This window comes from Mucilaginibacter oryzae (assembly GCF_003148845.1).
Taxonomy (GTDB): domain Bacteria; phylum Bacteroidota; class Bacteroidia; order Sphingobacteriales; family Sphingobacteriaceae; genus Mucilaginibacter; species Mucilaginibacter oryzae.
Genome location: NZ_QGHA01000007.1, coordinates 82,665 through 102,139, shown reverse-complemented (window position 1 = coordinate 102,139; position 19,475 = coordinate 82,665). Strand labels below are relative to the sequence as shown.

The 19,475-nt window shown below is 43.6% G+C and carries 21 protein-coding genes; 7 read left to right on the top strand and 14 right to left on the bottom strand.

Annotated elements, in window-relative coordinates:
- Nucleotides 1–350: 350 nt before the first annotated feature.
- From LX99_RS18035 to LX99_RS18025, 3 genes are all read right to left on the bottom strand, one after another.
- On the bottom strand, nucleotides 351–746 hold the full coding sequence (locus LX99_RS18035; RefSeq protein ID WP_022832865.1) for a VanZ family protein: 396 nt from the start codon (nucleotides 744–746) through the stop codon (nucleotides 351–353).
- Nucleotides 747–1,127, bottom strand: a complete 381-nt coding sequence (gene gcvH, locus LX99_RS18030; protein WP_022832866.1) for a glycine cleavage system protein GcvH — start codon at nucleotides 1,125–1,127, stop codon at nucleotides 747–749.
- A 260-nt stretch (nucleotides 1,128–1,387) separates the two neighbouring features.
- Nucleotides 1,388–1,705, bottom strand: coding sequence for an ArsR/SmtB family transcription factor (locus LX99_RS18025; protein WP_022832867.1), 318 nt, complete (start codon nucleotides 1,703–1,705; stop codon nucleotides 1,388–1,390).
- Between the two features lie 221 nt (nucleotides 1,706–1,926).
- Here LX99_RS18025 and LX99_RS18020 point away from each other — a divergent pair, with 221 nt between their 5' ends.
- From LX99_RS18020 to LX99_RS18010, 3 genes are all read left to right on the top strand, one after another.
- Nucleotides 1,927–4,764 (top strand): TonB-dependent receptor, encoded by a 2,838-nt coding sequence (locus tag LX99_RS18020; RefSeq protein WP_109609131.1) that lies wholly within the window; start codon nucleotides 1,927–1,929, stop codon nucleotides 4,762–4,764.
- Between the two features lie 49 nt (nucleotides 4,765–4,813).
- Nucleotides 4,814–6,184, top strand: coding sequence for a hypothetical protein (locus tag LX99_RS18015; RefSeq protein ID WP_022832869.1), 1,371 nt, complete (start codon nucleotides 4,814–4,816; stop codon nucleotides 6,182–6,184).
- Between the two features lie 116 nt (nucleotides 6,185–6,300).
- Nucleotides 6,301–6,792: a hypothetical protein gene (locus LX99_RS18010; protein WP_109609130.1), complete on the top strand. Its 492-nt coding sequence runs from the start codon at nucleotides 6,301–6,303 to the stop codon at nucleotides 6,790–6,792.
- Nucleotides 6,793–6,878: 86 nt separating this feature from the next.
- On the opposite strand, the gene LX99_RS25925 is transcribed toward LX99_RS18010, so the two are convergent.
- The 3 genes from LX99_RS25925 to LX99_RS17995 all read right to left on the bottom strand — a co-directional run bounded on the left by LX99_RS25925 (nucleotide 6,879) and on the right by LX99_RS17995 (nucleotide 9,721).
- The gene (locus tag LX99_RS25925) at nucleotides 6,879–7,565 is read right to left on the bottom strand and encodes a helix-turn-helix domain-containing protein (RefSeq protein WP_211319052.1); all 687 of its coding nucleotides are present in this window, start codon (nucleotides 7,563–7,565) and stop codon (nucleotides 6,879–6,881) included.
- 208 nt (nucleotides 7,566–7,773) lie between these two features.
- Nucleotides 7,774–8,109 carry a hypothetical protein gene (locus tag LX99_RS18000; RefSeq protein ID WP_022832872.1) on the bottom strand — a complete coding sequence of 112 codons (336 nt, stop codon included), beginning with the start codon at nucleotides 8,107–8,109 and terminating at the stop codon, nucleotides 7,774–7,776.
- Between the two features lie 634 nt (nucleotides 8,110–8,743).
- Nucleotides 8,744–9,721: a tetratricopeptide repeat protein gene (locus tag LX99_RS17995; RefSeq protein WP_109609129.1), complete on the bottom strand. Its 978-nt coding sequence runs from the start codon at nucleotides 9,719–9,721 to the stop codon at nucleotides 8,744–8,746.
- A gap of 100 nt (nucleotides 9,722–9,821) precedes the next feature.
- Here LX99_RS17995 and LX99_RS17990 point away from each other — a divergent pair, with 100 nt between their 5' ends.
- From LX99_RS17990 to LX99_RS17975, 4 genes are all read left to right on the top strand, one after another.
- On the top strand, nucleotides 9,822–11,033 hold the full coding sequence (locus tag LX99_RS17990) for a serine hydrolase domain-containing protein (protein WP_109609128.1): 1,212 nt from the start codon (nucleotides 9,822–9,824) through the stop codon (nucleotides 11,031–11,033).
- 173 nt (nucleotides 11,034–11,206) lie between these two features.
- Nucleotides 11,207–11,521, top strand: a complete 315-nt coding sequence (locus tag LX99_RS17985) for a YbaB/EbfC family nucleoid-associated protein (protein ID WP_109609127.1) — start codon at nucleotides 11,207–11,209, stop codon at nucleotides 11,519–11,521.
- Between the two features lie 84 nt (nucleotides 11,522–11,605).
- Nucleotides 11,606–11,956 carry a hypothetical protein gene (locus LX99_RS17980; RefSeq protein WP_109609126.1) on the top strand — a complete coding sequence of 117 codons (351 nt, stop codon included), beginning with the start codon at nucleotides 11,606–11,608 and terminating at the stop codon, nucleotides 11,954–11,956.
- Nucleotides 11,957–12,142: 186 nt separating this feature from the next.
- Entirely contained in the window at nucleotides 12,143–12,820 is a 678-nt protein-coding gene (locus LX99_RS17975) for a metal-dependent hydrolase (protein WP_109609125.1), read from the top strand.
- Nucleotides 12,821–12,941: 121 nt separating this feature from the next.
- Here LX99_RS17975 and LX99_RS25760 read toward each other — a convergent pair whose 3' ends face one another.
- The 8 genes from LX99_RS25760 to LX99_RS17950 form a co-directional block, all read right to left on the bottom strand.
- Entirely contained in the window at nucleotides 12,942–13,109 is a 168-nt protein-coding gene (locus LX99_RS25760; protein WP_170122742.1) for a hypothetical protein, read from the bottom strand.
- A gap of 16 nt (nucleotides 13,110–13,125) precedes the next feature.
- Nucleotides 13,126–13,947, bottom strand: a complete 822-nt coding sequence (locus tag LX99_RS17970; protein ID WP_022832878.1) for a universal stress protein — start codon at nucleotides 13,945–13,947, stop codon at nucleotides 13,126–13,128.
- 14 nt (nucleotides 13,948–13,961) lie between these two features.
- A complete protein-coding gene (locus LX99_RS17965) occupies nucleotides 13,962–15,380 on the bottom strand; it encodes an inorganic phosphate transporter (RefSeq protein WP_031267111.1) in 1,419 nt (472 codons plus the stop codon).
- Nucleotides 15,381–15,630: 250 nt separating this feature from the next.
- Nucleotides 15,631–15,792, bottom strand: a complete 162-nt coding sequence (locus tag LX99_RS25755; protein ID WP_170122741.1) for a hypothetical protein — start codon at nucleotides 15,790–15,792, stop codon at nucleotides 15,631–15,633.
- Nucleotides 15,793–15,829: 37 nt separating this feature from the next.
- A complete protein-coding gene (locus LX99_RS26285; protein WP_022832881.1) occupies nucleotides 15,830–15,955 on the bottom strand; it encodes a hypothetical protein in 126 nt (41 codons plus the stop codon).
- A gap of 38 nt (nucleotides 15,956–15,993) precedes the next feature.
- Nucleotides 15,994–16,242 (bottom strand): hypothetical protein, encoded by a 249-nt coding sequence (locus LX99_RS17960; protein WP_109609124.1) that lies wholly within the window; start codon nucleotides 16,240–16,242, stop codon nucleotides 15,994–15,996.
- A 131-nt stretch (nucleotides 16,243–16,373) separates the two neighbouring features.
- Entirely contained in the window at nucleotides 16,374–17,585 is a 1,212-nt protein-coding gene (locus LX99_RS17955; protein ID WP_211319051.1) for an MFS transporter, read from the bottom strand.
- Between the two features lie 841 nt (nucleotides 17,586–18,426).
- Complete coding sequence (locus LX99_RS17950) at nucleotides 18,427–19,368, bottom strand: NADP-dependent oxidoreductase (protein WP_109609123.1); 942 nt, start codon at nucleotides 19,366–19,368, stop codon at nucleotides 18,427–18,429.
- Nucleotides 19,369–19,475: the final 107 nt, after the last annotated feature.

The window sequence follows — 19,475 nt, the reverse complement described above, 5'->3', positions numbered from 1 at the left end:
GTTTTGAACAGATTAGTGCTGATAGCCAATGTGTTGCGTTTTACGAGAATAAAATTCTGGAACACGCTGTTTTAAAAAATGGAACACTTACAATAAGGCGTCACTAAACAATGTGGGTGAACGAAAAATAGAGCAACTGAATGCCTGTCAAATTCTGAAAATCCTATAATTCTGAAAATTCTGATTCAGACAACCACTAAAACCCGGCCAGATAACGGTCAGACTAAGCTACTGTGCATTTATATCCCACAGTCTTAACCGCGCCAAAATGCGGGCAACCGCAGCCCTTATGGAAAATACCGCAGGACGATGAGGCCATCAGCATTAGCGCAACCATTAATATCATCAATTTACTTTTTTTCATAACCAATTGCCCAAACAGTTAACATTACCGCAAAAACGGCCATACAAGAACCCAGTACATCGCAAAAAAGATCGTTCCAGTCGGCGGTACGCCAGGTAAAGATCTCGGCCTGCAATACTTCTATAAGGGCTCCGAAAAATATGGAAGCCGCTAAAACCACTACGGCCTTTATAAACGTAAAACCATGGGGTTTTTGTTGCCTGATGATGCCGAAACATAAAAGCACCGTCATGGTGAAAAACAAGCCGCAATGGGTAAGCTTATCAAAGCCTTCAAAAAATAAAGGCGATTTATCAACCGAGCTAAGATCGGCAGCACATATGTATAAAACAAATAAGGCCCACAAAACAGCGGGCCCATGATATTTTAAAAATGGCTTCATTTATACGCCGATAACAGTTTTATAATCATCAGCAGATAAAAGGGTTTCCACATCAGCGGCATCGGCAACTGTAATTTTTACCATCCAGCCTTCGCCATATGGGTCGCTGTTTACCAGTTCGGGTTGGTTATTCAGCGCCGCGTTAACCTCGGTTACGGTGCCTGTAACCGGCATAAACAGGTCTGATACGGTTTTTACCGCTTCAACTGTGCCAAACACATTGTCTTTACCAACTTCCTTACCTAATGAAGTAATATCAACGTAAACAATGTCGCCCAGTTCGCTTTGAGCAAATTCGGTGATGCCTACAGTTGCAACATTGCCTTCAACTTTTATCCACTCGTGGTCTTTGGTGTATTTTAATTCAGCCGGAAAATTCATGTCGTTAAGTTTTTGTGCCCAAAAATAATAAAATTAAGTTCTTGTCTGAACTGTCTGAACTGGAATTTATCGAATTAAAGAATAAACCTAAAACCGCTCATTATTGGGGCGATCAACCGAAAAATTCCTGATCCTTTTTTAAAAGAATCATTTAAACCTGGTCCAGGCTAAAATCAACAAATCGTTGTAATCAAAAATCAATCGGTGTAATCCCAATAAATTAAAGTCCGAAACCGAACGTCCGGATTCCGAAGTCAAAACTACTTCTCCTGGATATTGTCTGCAAGGCCGCCAAAAAGAGCGGTATACATGTTCCAGCTTTGCCAGTTAATTTGATAGATGGATTTTTTGCCCTCGTTGGATGCGATGATGAGGTTTGCTGCCGCCATCTCTTTTAAATGGTGCGATACCGTGGCCTGCGCCAGGGGTAGCAGGTTTACAATATCACCCGTGGTACAGTTAGGGTTTTCGGATACGATGCGCAAAATAGCGATGCGCGCCGGGTGCGACATGGCCTTCGCAACCATCGATATTAACTGATCTGTAGAAGTAAATTCGTCTTTTTTGTGGATAGCCATGTGATAAAATCAGCTAAAGATACTACGTGCGGCAGGTATTTGCCAATAAATTGATGTTATGCTTTTGTTTTTAACACCGCGCAAATAAAAAATCATTGGATGAAGAAAGGATGAGCGATTCATGCTTTGTTAAATCTAATATCTAAGATATTCGATATGATAATGTTTAGTTAACATTTGTTTAACCTGACCCGGGTAGTTTTGCCGCATCATTAAATTTTATGTATCGCGTAAAAAGCTATTTATCAATCATTATCATATTACTAACCTTACCGGTAACACAGGCGCTTGCCCAGGCAACCGGTAAAATTGCCGGTAAGATCACCGATAAAAAAACGGGTGAAACGCTAATCGGCGCCAGTGTTGGTATTACCGGCAGCGGCAAAGGCACAACAACAAACGTTGATGGCCGCTATATATTAGGCGGTATAGCGCCGGGCAGGTATACTATAAGCATCAGCTACATCGGTTATCAAACCAAATCGGTATCTGATGTTGAGGTAAAGGCGGGCTCGGTGGTTCAACTGGATGCCGTACTGGACGAAGCCACTACCCAGGCCCTTAAAGAGGTGGTGATTAAGGCTACCTACCGCCAGGAATCGGTAAACGCGTTATACGCCAGGCAAAAATCAAGTGTGCAGGTTACCGACGGCATTTCGGCCGATCTGATCCGTAAATCGCCAGATCGCAACACCGGCGACGTGTTGAAACGCGTAAGCGGCACATCGGTACAAGACGGCAAGTTTGTGGTTGTGCGCGGGTTATCTGAGCGTTATAATAATAACATGCTCAACAACACTTCGCTGCCAAGTTCCGAGCCGGATAAAAAAGCCTTCGCGTTCGATATTATCCCATCAAGCATGGTTGATAATATCGTAGTTTATAAAACCGCCACTCCCGATCTTCCTGGCGATTTTGCGGGCGGTACCATCAATACCATTACCAAAGATATTCCCGAAAAACAGTTTCTTGAGATTGCTTTAAACGTTGGCTACAACTCAAAAACAACTTTTAAAAACAACTTTATTGATGCGAGGCCTAATGGCAAATATGATTTCCTGGGTTTTGACGATGGATCAAGGAAACTGCCGTCGGCCTACACCAGCGTAAGAAACAACTACACATCCGGCACCACCAGCGATCAGAAAATAGCTATCGCGCAGCGCTTTCCAAACACGTTTTATTACCAGGAAGGGCAAAACAGCTTGCCTAACGTCGGCTTCCAGTTATCAATAGGCAACTCGCACCTAACCAAAAGCAATAACCGTTTTGGATACAACTTCAGCCTTAACTACAGCAACGGCCACAGGGCAGCGTTTGGCGACAGGATAGGCTACACCGGCTTTAACGATGCCGCTAACGAGATAGCGCAATATAGTTTTGACCGTAACGTGTTTAACAATTACAAAAGCCTGGGTGGCTTATTAAACTTTGCCTACACTTTTGGAAAAAACAAAATTGCCTTACGTAACCTTTATAACAACGATTTTTCGGTTGATTTTGAGCAAACAAACAATGCCAAAAATTACGAAACCGGCCTCAATACGCCGCTTAAATATAAAGGCTACTCGGTTGAGACTACCCAAAACGGCATCTACTCGTCGGTATTGGAAGGACAGCATACTTTTGGGAAACAAAACATTGTTTTCGACTGGAATACGTCTTACGGCCTGTCGTACCGTAACCAGCCCGACCAGCGTATAGTTACCATTTTTACACCGGATAACGCTCCTGAATACATTTCATTATCGAGTGAGAACAGCCCGAAGCCTAATACGCTTGGCCGTGTGTACTCAAAGCTTAACGAAAATATTTACGGCGCGAAAGCTAACCTGGCAATTCCGTTTAAATGGTTAAACCAGCCGCAAAAATTTAAATTCGGCGGCCTGGTATCGCACCGCGACCGCGACTTTACCATTGATGCCCTTGGTTACACCAGTGCCGACGCCCTTGGTTTAAAGCAAATTGACCTTACCAACGGCTATACCATATTCAATATATTCAGTCCGCAAAGCATCGCGCAAAACCGTATCGACCTGTCGATACTTGACCTGAGCTCAACCAGCTACAAGGCAAAGGCCGATCAGGGCGCGGGTTATGTGATGCTGGATAATAAATTTTCTGAAAAATTACGCCTCGTTTGGGGAGCACGTGTTGAAAGCTATAACCAGCAATTAAGCCCGGCCGGTAAAACCACACAAAAATATAACAACACCGATGTGTTGCCATCGGCCAACCTTACCTATTCTTTAACTGAAAAAACAAACCTGCGGGTATCCTATTTCCGTTCGGTAAACAGGCCCGAATTCAGGGAACTGGCAAGCTTTAGGTATTTTGATTACCAGACCAACTTTATTATTGCCGGCAATCCCGACCTGCAGCGCAGTTTGGTTGATAATGCCGACATCAGGTACGAGTATTACCCTTCAGGCGGTGAGATCGTATCGGTCTCGGCTTTCTACAAGAAGTTTAAAAACCCTATCGAACAAATAAACCAGGGCAACGATATCTTAACCTATCAAAACGCCCTTAGCGCTAAAGATTTCGGTTTTGAAGCTGAGTTACGCAAAAAATTGAATTTTATAGCCGAGGGCAGTTTTTTACGTAACGTTACTTTTTATGTAAACGCATCATACATTAATGCCAAGGTTAACCTTGGTGGCGGCAGGTCGGTTTCAACACCGCTGCAGGGCCAATCGCCATATCTCATTAACTCGGGGCTGTACTATACCCCGGAAAAAAGCGACTTTTCATTCAACGTGCTTTATAACCGTGTAGGTCAACGCCTCAAGTTCCGTGGGGTAGTTGGCTCCGTTGATATCTATGAGAATGCCCGTGACGTGATCGATTTTCAGGCGAGCAAATCTCTGTTCAAAAAACACGCCGAACTTAAGCTTACCGTTTCCGATCTGCTGGCGCAACCTTTCAGGTTTTATAACAACTATGGCGCAGCCAACAAAACCGCTTATAAAGCAGGCGAAGACAAAATCATCCAGAGCCGTTATGCAGGCTTCGGCACTACCCTTTCATTCAAATACAACTTCGATTTCAAAAAATAAACAAACTAAAAAACAGAATACACCGATTAGAGAATTATTAAGGATTATTATGAAAAAAACAGTCTATTTTTTAGGTTCATTAGCCATGCTGGCTCTTGCATCATGTTCTAAGGACAATGATCCGGGAACAACCCCTCCGCCAAACGTAACAAATGTTGACGTTCGCGGTTCAATCACTAAAGATACTAAATGGTCGGCTGGTGTTACCTACAGGCTGCGCGGCTATGTTTATGTAGATAATAACGCTACTTTAACCATTGAGCCAGGTACCAAAATTGTAAGCAACAAAGATTCGGCAGGTGTGCTGATCGTTTATAAAGGCGCTAAAATCAATGCTGCGGGTACCGCCGATAAACCTATCGTATTCACTTCGGCAGAAGCTTCACCAAAACCCGGCGATTTTGGCGGTGTTATCGTGGTAGGTAATGCTGTTGGTAACGGCAACCACGAAGCAATTGAAGGTGGCGTTGATGCTGCTCACAAAGCTTTTGGTGGCACTAATGATGCGGATAACTCGGGCGTATTACAGTATGTACGCATTGAATATGCCGGTAAGGCGGTTAACCCTGGCGACGAGGTTAACGGTTTAAGTATGTACACTGTAGGCAGCGGTACCACTGTTGATCATATCCAGATTGTTCGTGGTTTGGATGATGCCTTCGAATTTTTTGGCGGTTCGTTCAACGCTAAATACCTGGTAGCTTACAACTGTGCTGATGACGACTTTGATTTGGATGACGGATACCACGGTAAAATCCAGTTTGGTGTATCTATCAAAGATCCTGCGTTTAATGACGATAAAGGTACCTCAGGTGATATTTCAAACAACTTTGAGGTTGATAACACTACTACCGCCAAAGGTTACCTGTTAACGCCGATCACCAACCCTACTATGTCTAACTTTACCGCTATCGGCCCTAATAATGCTACCGGTACAGTAAGCACATACGGTTACAACATGCGTTGGAGAAGAGGTGCTAAATTCACTTTAGCTAACTCAATTGTAATGGGCGGCCAAAGGGCTGGTTTGGATATTGATAACGATCCAACTGCCCAGTACTATGTTAATGGCTTAAGTGGTTTCAAAAACAGCTTATTGCAATCATACGGCGATAACTACAAGGTTGATGCCTTAGCTACCGCTTCAATATTAACTGCTGCAGGTTTAAAAACATTGGTTGAAGGCCGTGATGGCAGCAAAGTTTTCGCCACCGCTGCAGAAGTTGGCTTAAACGATCCGTTTAACAACGCTGCTCCTAACCTGGCCCCTAAGGCTGGTTCGGCTGCTGCTACTGCAACTGCGGCGTTTACTGCAACTGCTTTAAATGATGCATTCTTTACCAAAACTACTTATGTTGGTGCAGTTGACCCTGCCGGTACCGATTGGACCAAAGCTTCATGGTTGGTTTACGGTAAATAATACCGCTTTTTCAAATTGTATTAATCACAAAAAACCGGGTCGGAAGGCCGGGTTTTTTTGTGCTTTTTTGTAGCGTATGGGCACTTTTATACGTAATATAATTAAAACCAAAGCCAATGAAAACCACCTGCAAATTGTTCATCATCACTTTATTAACCGTTGCCGTTGTATCATGCAGCAAAAACAAGAGATCAGACCAGAATGAGCCGCTTAGCGGCTGCCCGGTAAACTCCAGTTGTAGCTACAGCTTTACAGATAAGGCTGATTTTAAACAGCCGGCCGATATTGTTGAAGGAAATGGCCGGGTATTTTCATACAACGCTGTGGATAATAAAGTTTGCAGCGCCACCGCGAAACTTTATTTTAAAACGGGCCTGAGCAATGCCGATTTTACCATTAGCGGCAGCCAGATTACATCGGGGCAGGTGTTATACAACTTTACATGCCCCTGCTGCGATTATATTAGCCGGCAACCCATAGGCGGCGAAATAAAAGGCTCCCTTGCAGGCACCGGCAAGTGGCTGATAAAAGCGGTAGTGTTGTTAGGCAATCCACTATCAAAAAGGGTAGATTCTTTAAAGATCAATCAATATTTTACAGCGAAGTAAGAGATTGATTTTTAAAGAAGGCGTTGTGCCTTAATCGCTTTCAAACAAATTCCGCAGCAATGATAATAGGTTAGCGCCAATTAATCTTATTTCTGCGGCCTCGATACATACCCCAGTTTTTCGCGGGCGCTGGTTAGGAGGCCTTCATCATAGCCGCCCTCCTGTATCATTTCGGCAAGCTGGTAACTATAATACTCCTTTTTGATAACCGCGTAGCTGACATACAAGGCTTTGGCTACATCCTTAAGTTTTTCGGGGTTAAGCGGTGCTTTCCCACATTCTATACGGCTCAGCTGGCTGCGGTCGAGTCCTGTTTTTTGGGCAAAGTTTTCCTGGCTGATATTCAGTTCTTCGCGATGTTTTTTAATAAAGGCCCCAAAATGCGGATGAGGCGGTAACGGTTCATCTTGCACAGCGTTGTTTTTTTGACTGAGCGGCATATTTATGTAAGAAGCAGGCAAGGCCAAAGCGTTGCCGCCAAAAATTGCCGAAAAACCGGAAACCATTTCTGTAAACCAATTTTGATCAATATGGTAGGTAATGCGCCCCCGCTGCCCCTCCATTTTTACTATGCCGAGGGTACGCAATTCGCTAAGGTGCTTGATTACTGTTTCGCGCGAGGTGCCGTCAAAATTAAGCTCTTCCTTGCTTACGGTAAAGCCGTTTTCAACAATGTACCTGATAATTTGTACCCTGATGGGTAAAGCTAAAGCGCGGGCAAAATCGGCTAATTTTTTATCGTTTTCGTTGATGCTGTATTTAAAGGTTTTCATTTTGCAGGATGAAAATGCAGTTTATACCATTGATGGCGCCTTAGGTAAACGTAGGGCACCAAAAAGTTTTAATAAATAATAAGGTGAAATTGCTTACCGGACGGATCATTTAGTTGATTCCGCGGTAAGTAAAGGCAACTTGTGCAGATGCACCAACTGCAATATCGCAGCGGCGCAAAACCGGAGCCAGGTTAATAAAAAGAGGAGATCAGATTTTTAAATTGCCGAGCGAGATCACAAGGTCGGGGCGATACAGGTATTTAAAATGAGCAACAGGGAGGTAAGAGTAATGCCTTTTATTATTAAAGCCGATAAAAAGGGAGCTTAAAATAAGAACAAGGCAAAAAATTCCTGGTGTTTTATTATCGTGCGAAATTACCCGCGGCCTGGACAGGAAATTGCCTGCCGGGTGTTTTGATTTTTTTTCTGCCGGTGTTGCCGCCTTTTGTATGGTGGGGCCGCCCTTATGCTTTAAGGCCGATATACCAAACTTAGGGCATTTGGTAACATAGCAGCATGAAAAAATGAGATACACCAATGACATTAAAAAAATTAATGATTTATACCTGGTGTATCTTAAATACATTTCTTATTACGAGAGTTATTTGACTTTTTGTTGATGTAAGCACAAATCTACCCTCCGGGTATTAGGTTAGTATAATTTTAATGTTACCAAAGCATTAAGAAAGGGCCGGCAGCGAAATCGCCTTTAAGCTTATTTGTCATATTGAGCGGTAGCGAAATATCTTCTGCGGTTGCAGAGTCGCCTACTTACATGGCGAATGAGATGTTTCACTACGTTCAATATGACAAATTGATCTGTTGTACAATGAATATCATTGCATCTCTGGGCCATCACATTGGGGACGGTTTACAAAAATGTTAAAAATGATTTCCCTGAGACCGGGTGCAATGGTCAGGGAAATTGCTTTTAAAAACAAGTCGGGTTACACGCGGCTCCTGTGGAGCCATTTATAGTTCCTGAATATGGCTATAAACACGAAACTCCTAACAGAGTTATAAAAGCACCTCAGAGAGGTATCGTGTTTATAGCAAATGAATAAACATTTTCCGGCTCCATAGGAGCCACGTGTTCTAAAAGCGATTTTTCTGGTGCTATGCTTATGGTTGCGCCTTGTATTGGTATCCGGCAATAGGCCGCCTTGAATAGCTAATGCTCAAAAAGTTCTTTCTGTTGAGGCAATCCAGTCGTTTAACGCCTTCAGCTTAGCGGCGTTGTTCTCCAGCCATTTTTCGCCCTCCGCTTTATCAGCGCTTAAGCTGATCAATTTAACTGCCGTGGTAAAATGTTCGGTTTGCGACAGTTTATAAAAAAAGGCCGCGTAATAGTCCCGGAAAAAACTTTCATGCCCCGGCTTTTCGGTAAGCTTACCCACGTTGGTAAAAATGTTTTTTAGCTGGGTTTCCAGGTTACCCGCGGCTGTGGTTACAGAAGCGCTTAATAATTTGTTTAACAGTAAAGTTTCGGCATCGGCTTTCACGGCTTTCAGATCGCCGCCTTTTAATAGGCTTTGCAGGTTGGTATAGGCTTCATCCGCACGCGCGCCTTTAGGGTCGAGCAATAAGAAACTACATAGCCCCATCAGCGCGGGTACCCGTTTGTTTTGGTGAAACGTTACCAGGCCGTACAGCCGCTGGCTGTTGGCATGTTTGGGATCCAGCTTGATGGCTTCGATGGCTGCCAGCTCGGCATCGGCATATTTTTGCGCACGGAAACAGGCTATGCCGAGGTTAAAATACAAGGGCTGGTAATCGGGTTTAAGCCTGATGCCCTCTTTGTAAGCATTTATAGCCTGCTGCGGCTGATGGTCCGCATCATAAATGCTCCCTAAAAGTTCGTACGCCGGGCCGGTTAACGTGCCCCCGGTTTTTATAGCGGTTTTTAAATAAGGGATAGCTTCACTTCCTTTTCCCGCAGCTTTAAGGGTAAACGCCATCTGGTAGTTGGCCTGGGCGTTATCCGCCTCAATAAGCAGGGCCTGCTTATATTTTTCAATAGCGCCCGCGTAATCCTGCTGTCCGTTCAGCCCGATCCCTTCTTTTATAAGGCTGTTCATATCCGCGTTTTGACCATAAGCGCTTATGGAAAAGCCGACGGCCAGAACGGCGAACAAAAGATGTTTGAATAAATTCATAGTTAAAGATGCTAACTAACATAAAAATTTAAAACTTTAATCGTTAGCTGCTGTATAATTTCTAATTTTCGCATTCGTTTTAGTGTGAGATATTGATTTTATGAGATTAGTGTACAAATGCCTTGTAGTTTTTACTGCTCCCCTGTTTCTGTTAACCTGTTCATCCAATAATAAAGATAAAAATAAAACGGCTGCCGCCATACCTGCAAAGCCGCTTGATACCGCTGCCCTTTTGGCCTACAACCCCAAAAAGGCCGATAAAAAAATTGATGCCATTATGCAGGAGCTGCATCGCACCCGGGGCTTTAACGGCAACGTGCTGGTGGCTAAAAACGGCAAAATAGTTTACGAAAAAGCCATAGGCTGGGCTGATTACCTGCACCGCGACAGCCTTAAAATAGGCAGCCAGTTTGAACTGGCCTCGGTTACCAAAACCATGACCTCCACCGCTATTTTGCAACTTATGGAGCGGGGTAAACTTAAGCTTGACGATAACGTAAAAAAGTTTTTTCCGGATTTTCCGTACGAAGGGGTAACCATCCGCCTGTTACTCACCCACCGGTCGGGCTTGATGAATTATGTTTACTTTATTGATGATATTTACCGTAAAGAACATCTTGACCAGCGCAAAGGCCTCACTAATGCCGATGCCATGAAAATTATAGCCGAACGCAAGCCGGCCCGCTATATCGCGCCTGATAAGAAATTTCATTATAACAACTCGAACTTTATGGTATTGGGGGCAATTATTGAAAAGGCCAGCGGCATGAGTTACGCCCAGTACATGCAGGAAAACGTATTTAAACCGGCCAGCATGGCGCATACCCATGTATACTCCAAAGCGGTTTATGATAAAATACCGGTTGATGTGGTTGGTCACGACCGCGGCCAATGGCGCTACTCGGTAGTGCAAAACTTTTTAGATGGGCCGGTGGGCGACAAAGGCATTTACAGTACCGTAGGCGATTTGTTTTTGTACGACCGTGCCCTGCGCGCCGGGCTGTTATTGAAAAAGGCCACGCTCGATTCGGCGTATGTGCCCCGCAACCCGATGGTGCACGGCCACTTCAGCTACGGTTACGGCTGGCGTACCTTCACGGCCCCCGGGCAGGAAGTAATTTACCACACCGGCTGGTGGCACGGCTTCAGGCACATTTACCTGCGCGATATGAAGGAAGATGTGGTGGTGGTACTGTTAACCAACCTGGCTAATGGCAGCTTACTGAAACTGGACGACCTGTTTAAGGCGGCTGGCATGCCGATTGTGCGTAAAAGTGCCTATAACGGCAACGGTGATACCAGTGATGATTAATGGGTAGATGTGCGGATTTGTTATGTGCAGATTTCAGATGTGCGGATGTGCAGATTCTTTAAAAAGGCGATAAGTTAAAAAGCTCATTCAATCATTTGCACATCTGAAATCTGCACATCTAAAGAATCATCTGCACATTGAAGAAGCATTTGTAAATCTGAAATCAAAAAAACATGTTTGATAAATTAATGGAAGCCCAGCAAAAGGCTGGCGAAATGAAAAAGCGCCTTGATGCCATCAGTGTATCGGGCAGTGCCGAGGGCGGCAAAATTGTGGTTAACGCCAATGCTAACAAGGTAGTACAATCGGTACAGATAGATCCTGATTTTTTGGCAGACGCCGATAAAGAAGAACTGGAAGAACTTTTGGTTGTAGCCATTAACAAAGCTATGGAGCAGGCCGAAAACGTAAGCCAAAGCGAAATGGCCGCCATGACGCAAAGTATGTTTGGTGGTATGGGCGGTTTGGGTAATTTGTTTGGCAAATAACTTAACCCATCATAAGGCAATTAGTAAAATACGTTATTATACTAATTGCCTTTAAACATGTGAGGGCATAATTAATAAAATTGTATGCTTATCCTTTTTCTCTTCATCGCTGTAATTCCGTTTGCTGTAACTGGTATAATGACGCAAACAGGTTATTTTTCCAGTATAGCACCAGCATCTAAAAATCGCTCTTATCTGCTAAGTGTTGTTATTTCTGCCACACTGTTTTATCTCCCATTGTTAACATCCGAGCGATTTTACTTTTTATGGCTGTTTTGGGCCGGGCTATTTTTAAGCATTGCCTATTTTGTTGCATGGAGAAACAAACAAGAATTACAAACCAATACGATAAGCCGTTGGCTTGGCGCACTTTTCCTGCTATCTATTTTGGCAGGATGTTTTGTAATTTTATATCAGCAAAGGGGAGAATTATAATCAATTCTTTCCCTCATTTTAAGGTGAAAAACTATCAAGGCTAAATTCGGGAATTCTATAGCACGTTAATCCCTTATCAATAAAATCTATTTGCTGTTTAAACATCAATTTGTAACATTTATAACTTCAAACTAAATGTTTATCTATAGTGTTTAACTTTGATCAGCTTATATAAAATCAACTCTTATGAAAACTACTTATTACGGCCAATCGGCCCTTATGATTGAGGCAAGCGGCAAAAAGCTGTTGTTAGATCCCTTTATATCTCCAAATCCGTTAGCTAAACACATCGACATCCACAGCCTGAAGCCGGATTATATCCTGGTATCGCACGGCCACGGCGACCACGTTGCTGATTTACTGGAGATTGCCAAAAGCAGCGGAGCCAAGGTGATCTGCATTGCCGAAATAGCAGGCTGGCTTGGCACTAAAGGTATCGAGAACGTTCATGGCATGAATATAGGCGGCGGCTTTAACTTCGATTTCGGTCGTGTTAAAATGGTTAACGCTATACATTCAAGCACTTTGCCCGACGGCTCACCGGGCGGCAACCCTGCAGGCTTTGTAATTTATGCTGAAGGCAAAGCGGTTTATTTTGCCGGCGATACCGCGCTTACTTATGATATGAAGTTACTGGCTGATGAAAACCTGGAGTGGGCTTTTCTGCCTGTTGGCGATAACTACACCATGGGGGCCGACGACGCGATAAAAGCCGCCGCTTTTATCAATTGTAAAAACATCATCGGCATACATTATGATTCGTTCCCGGTAATTGAGATTGATAAGGAAGAGGTGACCGGGAAGTTTATTAAAGCAGGTTTGAATTTGAAATTACCTGCAATTGGCGAAACCATTGAACTATAGTTCAGTGTATTAACCAGATGTTGTTGAGCGAAGCAATCTTAATTTACAGCGCGGCTCATGCATGGTCGTTCAGCTAAACGGGGATTGCTTCGCGCTTTTAACGATATATTGGTTATTTTAATTACGGCTTATCTTCTCCCCTGTTATGCTTTTCGGGCTTGATCTCCGATTGCATGGTTTCTTTTTCATAATCTTTTTCGTCTTTCAGGTTCCGGCGGATCATCCATACCAGTAAGATAACCGCTGCAATAACAACGATGATGATAAGGGGATAATTAATCTGTTCCATAAAATGTTATGTAAGGTTACTCATGTAAAACCAAAATGGCCTTTACCGATTTATTCATCACCTGGTTAACCGTACTCCTGGCAAACAGGCGATAAACAATATTGTGATGGTGCTTTACCAGGCACAACATATCCGTTCCGTGCGATTCTATAAATTTCATGATGCCGTTCAGGGCGCTGCTATCCCGGATATAATTAAATTCCAGCTCGGTAGGGTTGATCAGGTCGGCCAGCCGCGATTCCCAAACTCCGGCCTGCGGGAGCTCTTTATCCTCAGACACATATAACACCTGCATTTTTGCCGAGCCAAAAGCTTTAACCATTTCATTCAGGGCATACACGTCAACTGCCGATAGCCGGGTTTCAAAATCGGTAGCCAGGGTAATTACCGGTACCCGGGCAAATTTGCTTTCAAGCGGCACAATCAAGGTGGGTATCTTCACTTTGCTAACCATCATACTGGCATTGCTGCCTACGATGCCGGTAATGCCGGTAGCGCCCATAATGCCCATCACCAGCAAGTCTACCGGGTTATTATCAATGTGTTTGGTTATTACTGTTTTTAAAAAGCCAATATCGCAAAGGGTGGTTACTTTTACCTTGTTGTACGTATCGTCGCCGGTAAAAGGCCTTACCCATTCTTTCAATGCTTCGCGTTTGGCATGGTAATAATCTTCAATAAATATGGCGTTGTAAGTGCTGTTGTTAATACCCTCGGTAGGGTGTATGGCATGAATAGCGCAAACTTCACGATCTAATATTTTAGCCAGTTCCATGGCATAAGCCATGGCGTTGGCGGCGCATTTTGAAAAATCGGTTGCAACCAGGATCTGTTTCATTTTGGATAGGGATATCAGATAAACAAATGAAAAAGCATGAATAATAAAAATGCTAAAATTATAGCTACCGGCAAAGTAAGCACCCAGGCTAAGGCAATGTTTTTAAGGGTTTTGTTATTTAAATTTCCCTTCCCGCCCGATGCTACCATAGCCCCGGCAATACCGCTTGATAACACGTGCGTGGTGCTAACCGGCAAGCCAAAGCCTGTACTTAAACCAATGGTTGATGCGGCTACAATTTCTGAGGTTGCACCCTGCGCGTAATTCAGGTGCTCGTTGCCAATTTTTTCGCCTATGGTAACCACTATTCGTTTCCATCCTATCATGGTACCGATCCCCAACGACAGCGAGATAATGGCTATCACCCAAACCGGCGCAAAATCCGTTACCTGCTCCAATTGACCGGCGGCACTGGTTAACGTTTCTTTTTCCTGCTGATTAAGCGGCACCTGTTTATCTTTAATCACAGCCCGGATCTTTTTAACCAGGCCCTCAACCTGCTTACGGTAATGATAGGTTTTAGCTACCTCCTTTTCATTTTTTTCGGCCAGCGATTGTTTGGTTTGGCTGATAGCCGTAGCCAATTCAGTAACGATATGGTTTTTACCGGCACTAAGCTTTGTATCAATAACCTGTTGGGTTTGGTTAAGGGCTGCCATCACTTTATCGTTAGATACCCGGTGGTTTACCGCGAAACGGGCAGGCATAAAGGCAATTAATATCAGCATAAATAAACCTACTCCCTTTTGCCCGTCGTTACTGCCATGAAAAAAACTTACCAATGTACAGGTGGTTACCAGCAGCAGGCGGATAAGCACAGGTGGCCTGTCGTTCTCGCCGCTGGGGATATGGAATAACGCGTGCGATTTGGTAACATGCTTCAAAAACAGCATCAACAAGGCGGCGGCGCCAAAGCCGATAAGCGGCGATAGGATCAATGAGGAGCCTATTTCGCCGGCCTTTTCCCAGTTTACACCCGGACCGTTATAAAACCAGGTAAATGCCAGTCCGCCGCCAATCATTGAGCCGATCATGGTATGCGAACTTGAGCAGGGAATCCCTAAATACCAGGTGCCGAGGTTCCATATAATGGATGATAACAGCACTGATAATACCAGGCAGGCGCCAACGCTTACGGGCAGGGTCATCAAATTATCCAGCGGTACCAGTTTCAAAATTCCCATTGCTACGGTAACACCGCCTAAACATACACCCAAAAAATTCCAGGTGCCCGACCACGGAATGGCATAAACTGGTTTTAAGGCTTTGGTATAAATAACCGTAGCTACGGCATTGGCGGTATCATGAAAACCGTTAACAAATTCAAAGCCGATAACGGCAAGTATACACAGTAAAAAAACAATCAGCAGCGATCCGCTCAGATCAACCTGGCCGATAAAAGGAAGGATAACAGCGGGGGTAAAAAAATGCATGGAACAGCGTTTATCACCGGTTTGTTTTATTTAACCCGGTACGTTATCAAATAACCGATTCAGCCGTTTCTTTAAAGCAACCGCAGTGTTAACATATTGTTATCGTGCTCATTTCGAAATTAGGGTTTTCAATTTTGCATTTTTTGTTTCGAGGATAAAGAGGCCGGTGTAATCCCGGCAAAAAAATAAAGCCCTGTTTTTGGCAGGGCTTTATCGTTTTCATAGGTGTGATGGTATATATATATATTGATCAGGCGGCAGTAAGCGTTTGCTGAACTGCCAGCTGCTTGTTGTTTTTAAAGCGGTTGCGCTCGTTGTAGTTTTTAAGCTCGTCTTTTAACAACTCCATTAATTCTGCATCGAAACGGGCAAGTAATTTGGTGATGGCCGGGGTTGGTTGATATGCTTTCATAGGTAGATGTAGGTAATGATGTTTAATATAGTGTTATTTATGCTGCCGAATTAAGATATTGTTTAGCTTTTACAGCTTTCAAATCGCTCATGATAATGGCTTTAAGGGCGCTATCAAAACTTGCAATCAGTTTGGTGGTTGAAGGTTGTTTTTGCGTTTTCATTGTTTTCGGTATGAGTAATTTTAATATTTTGATTTCTTTTAATCTTCTTTGTCTTCGGTCTCTTTGTTTTCGCTGAGGTTATCGTGGCGGCGTTTGGCCTCGTTATACTGCCTCAGTATTTGTTCCTGGTCGCGGGCATCTGATGTTTTGGCTGGCTCCACCGGGTTGTCCCATTCTTTCTCGTCTTCAGCTCCCGTCGCTTTGTTTTTAGCTTCCATAACAACTGCGTTTGATAGGTAGTTATCCAATACAATGCCAAACTTTCCATGTAGGCCGTAAATTGTCATTAAAAACTCAGATATTTTTTACAATTCCATGTAAATGTCTGTTTTTAAGCACTTTTTAAAAGGGTGCTTTTTTGATTTTTTTTCAAAAAGAACAAGCATCAACATAAAAACAGCCGTTCGGCAGTGGTTAGTTACCGAACACCAGGTACAGCGGCAGATGCTTTTTTGTAGCTTAACACATGCACCGCCAGCACAAACAGGGATAATACAATGCCGATAACGCATACACCTGTCCACTGGTAGCTTTTCCAAACCTGGCTGGCGAAGAAGGTACCCAATGCCCCGCCTATAAAATAAGACACCATGTACACGGTATTGATCCGGTTGCGGGCTTCGGGAATTAAAGCGAATATGATGGACTGATTAGAAATATGCGTGGCCTGCACGCCCAGGTCTAAAATAATTACGCCAATAATAAGGCCCGCCATGCTATGGCTCGAAAAATAAAACACTATAAAGGAGATAAGGATAAGCGATAAGGTATAGCCCGATAACTTATAGGCATCCATTTTATCACTCAGCCGCCCCATAAGCCCTGCCGCCAGGGCCCCGAATGCGCCAACCAGGCCAAACATGCCCGCTGCCTCGCTGCCTTCGTTAAACTGGGGCTGTTTTAAAAGGAAAACAAGCGTGGTCCAAAACGCGCTGAAACAGGCAAAGCACAAGGCGCCCCTAAAAGCCGCGATGCGCAATTTGGGTTGTGTTTTTATTAGGTGCACCAATGATTTCATGAGTTTGGCATAATTTCCCTTATAATCTGGCTCCACTTCGGGTAAAAAAAGCAGGATCATCAGCCAGATCAGCACCATCAACCCGGCAGCTATGTAATACATGGCCCTCCAGCCAAAATGCTCGCCAACAAAACCGCTTAAGGTGCGCGATAATAATATACCTATTAACAGGCCGCTCATTACAAAGCCTATTTTTTTGCCGCGCTCGTGCGGTTTGGCCAAATGCGCAGCCATGGGGATAAGCAGTTGCGGAATAACAGACGATACGCCAACCAAAAACCCGGCAACCATCATCAAAACTACCGACTGCGCCATGGCGCTCCCTATCAGCGCTATGATCACCAATACCAGGTCGATCAAAATAAGCCGTTTGCGCCTCCGCATATCAGCCAGCGGTATAATAAATAACAGCCCGGAGGCATAACCAATTTGCGTAAAAAGAGAAATTTGCTGGGCTTTTTTATCGCTTACCTTAAAGGTATGGGCCATATCGGCCAATAGCGGTTGGTTATAATAAATGTTAGCCACAACCAGGCCCGTGGCAATTGTCATGATCCATAGCGTTAGCGTGGTGAGTTGGGGATGTTGCTTTTGAGTAGATATTGTTGACATATTTTTAAAGAAGCCGTATTTTCGCAGCAAAAATGTTAAAGCTTATTTAAAAAAATGCTTTGTCAAAGTAATTTTTGTTGCCTGGCTGCGTTAGGTGATAAATTGATTTAGCTAAACACCGTTCTTTAACAAACTGAAAAAAACCGGCATTTGGCAAAAAATAACACCAAATTTGATTTTATTTAACAAAAAAGAGCCAAAAAGCGATGGTTAATCTGTTTTTGTAATTAAAAAGCTGTTTGATTTGTGTTTTTAATGGTTGTTTGTATTTAAAAATTACTTAAAGTTATCTTTTTGTAAATTTTAAAAACAAAAAATGCGGTTTTTTATTATAAGATAAAACAATTGTTCAAATCAGATTTAATTTTTTAAAAATTTAGCAGATTAACAATGATTTATTCTTATTTTTGACAATAAGATATCGGATAGGCAAGTAATTAATAAAACTTACAAAAAAATTACAAATAAAAATTTCCGAATATCAAAAGTTAGTGTTACTTTTACACCGTGTTAAGGATAGCACACACATAAAATAGTCTTCTCATAATTTAGGTTTATAATTGGTTAGTAAAGGCCCCTGCCCATCAGGGGCTTTACTTTTTAATAGCCGCCAGGGTCCTGATTCTCACCGTTTTTGAGCTATATTTTAACTTACAAAACCTTTTAAAGATAATTCTTTTATCTATCTTAGATTTGAAACAAACATAGGAGGAGGTACGAAGCAATCGCAAGGACGGCCAGGGGGCTATGCAACTTTACCCTGTAAAGACCGCAATTGCTTCGTACCTCAAAAGGCAGCGGGTTATATAGCAGCTTTATTTATTCGCGTTAAGAAAACCTCTTAAAACACCAGCACCACTTTCCCAACAGTTCTTCCGCTTTCAAGCTGCGAATGCGCTTGGGCCATTTGCTCAAACGGAAAAACCTGCGACACATGGGCTTTTACAGCGCCGCTTTTTAGGTAACCGGCAATAATCTTCATATCATCGGCGCTTGGTTTTACCAGCGTGTTGTGGCCGTTAATGCCCAGGGCGGTAGCTTTGGGGGTAACGGTTTCGTTCATGCCCGATACGATGCTTACAATGGTGCCGCCTTTTTTCATTACCTGTAACGAGCGGTCGATGTATTCGCCGCCGATGGTGTCGAGTACAAAATCGATATCGCTGGTGGCGGTTTCGAAGGGTTGGGCCTTGTAATCGATGTGTTCGTCGGCACCGAGGCTTAGTACAAAATCACGGTTGGCGGCGGATGAGGTTGCTATAACATAGGCGCCAAGCTGTTTGGCTATTTGTACGGCGAAATGCCCAACACCGCCCGATGCCGCGTGAATCAGCACCCGGTCGCCGGCTTTTAAATGTTCAAAATTGTGGAAGGCCTGCCAGGCCGTAAGTGCCGCCAGGGTTGAGGTCGCCGCATCTTCATGGCTGATACCGGCCGGTTTCAGGGCCAGTTCATTTGGTTTGGCAACCACGTATTCGGCGTAGGCCCTGCCACTTTGCGGGAAACCGATCATGCCAAAAACCTCGTCGCCGGGTTTAAAATTGGTAACAGCGCTGCCTGTTTGGGTAATTTCGCCCGAAATATCCCAGCCTAAAATTACCGGCTGTTCCTCTTTTATCCTTCCCCAAACGCCTTTGCCCGCGCGGGTTTTTACATCCACAGGATTAATGCTGATGGCTTTTAGTTTAATCAGCACTTCATCGGCAGCAGGAGTGGGTATGGGCAGTTGGGTAGTGATCAGGTTTTCTACGCCGCCTGCTTCTTTTAAAATTATTGCTTTCATGGTTATTATTTCTTTTTTGTTTTTGATATGTCAAAGTTATACCGGGATAAATAAAAATATTGGTATAAATGGGGCATAAATTAGTAAATTGGCCTCGCCCCAACCCC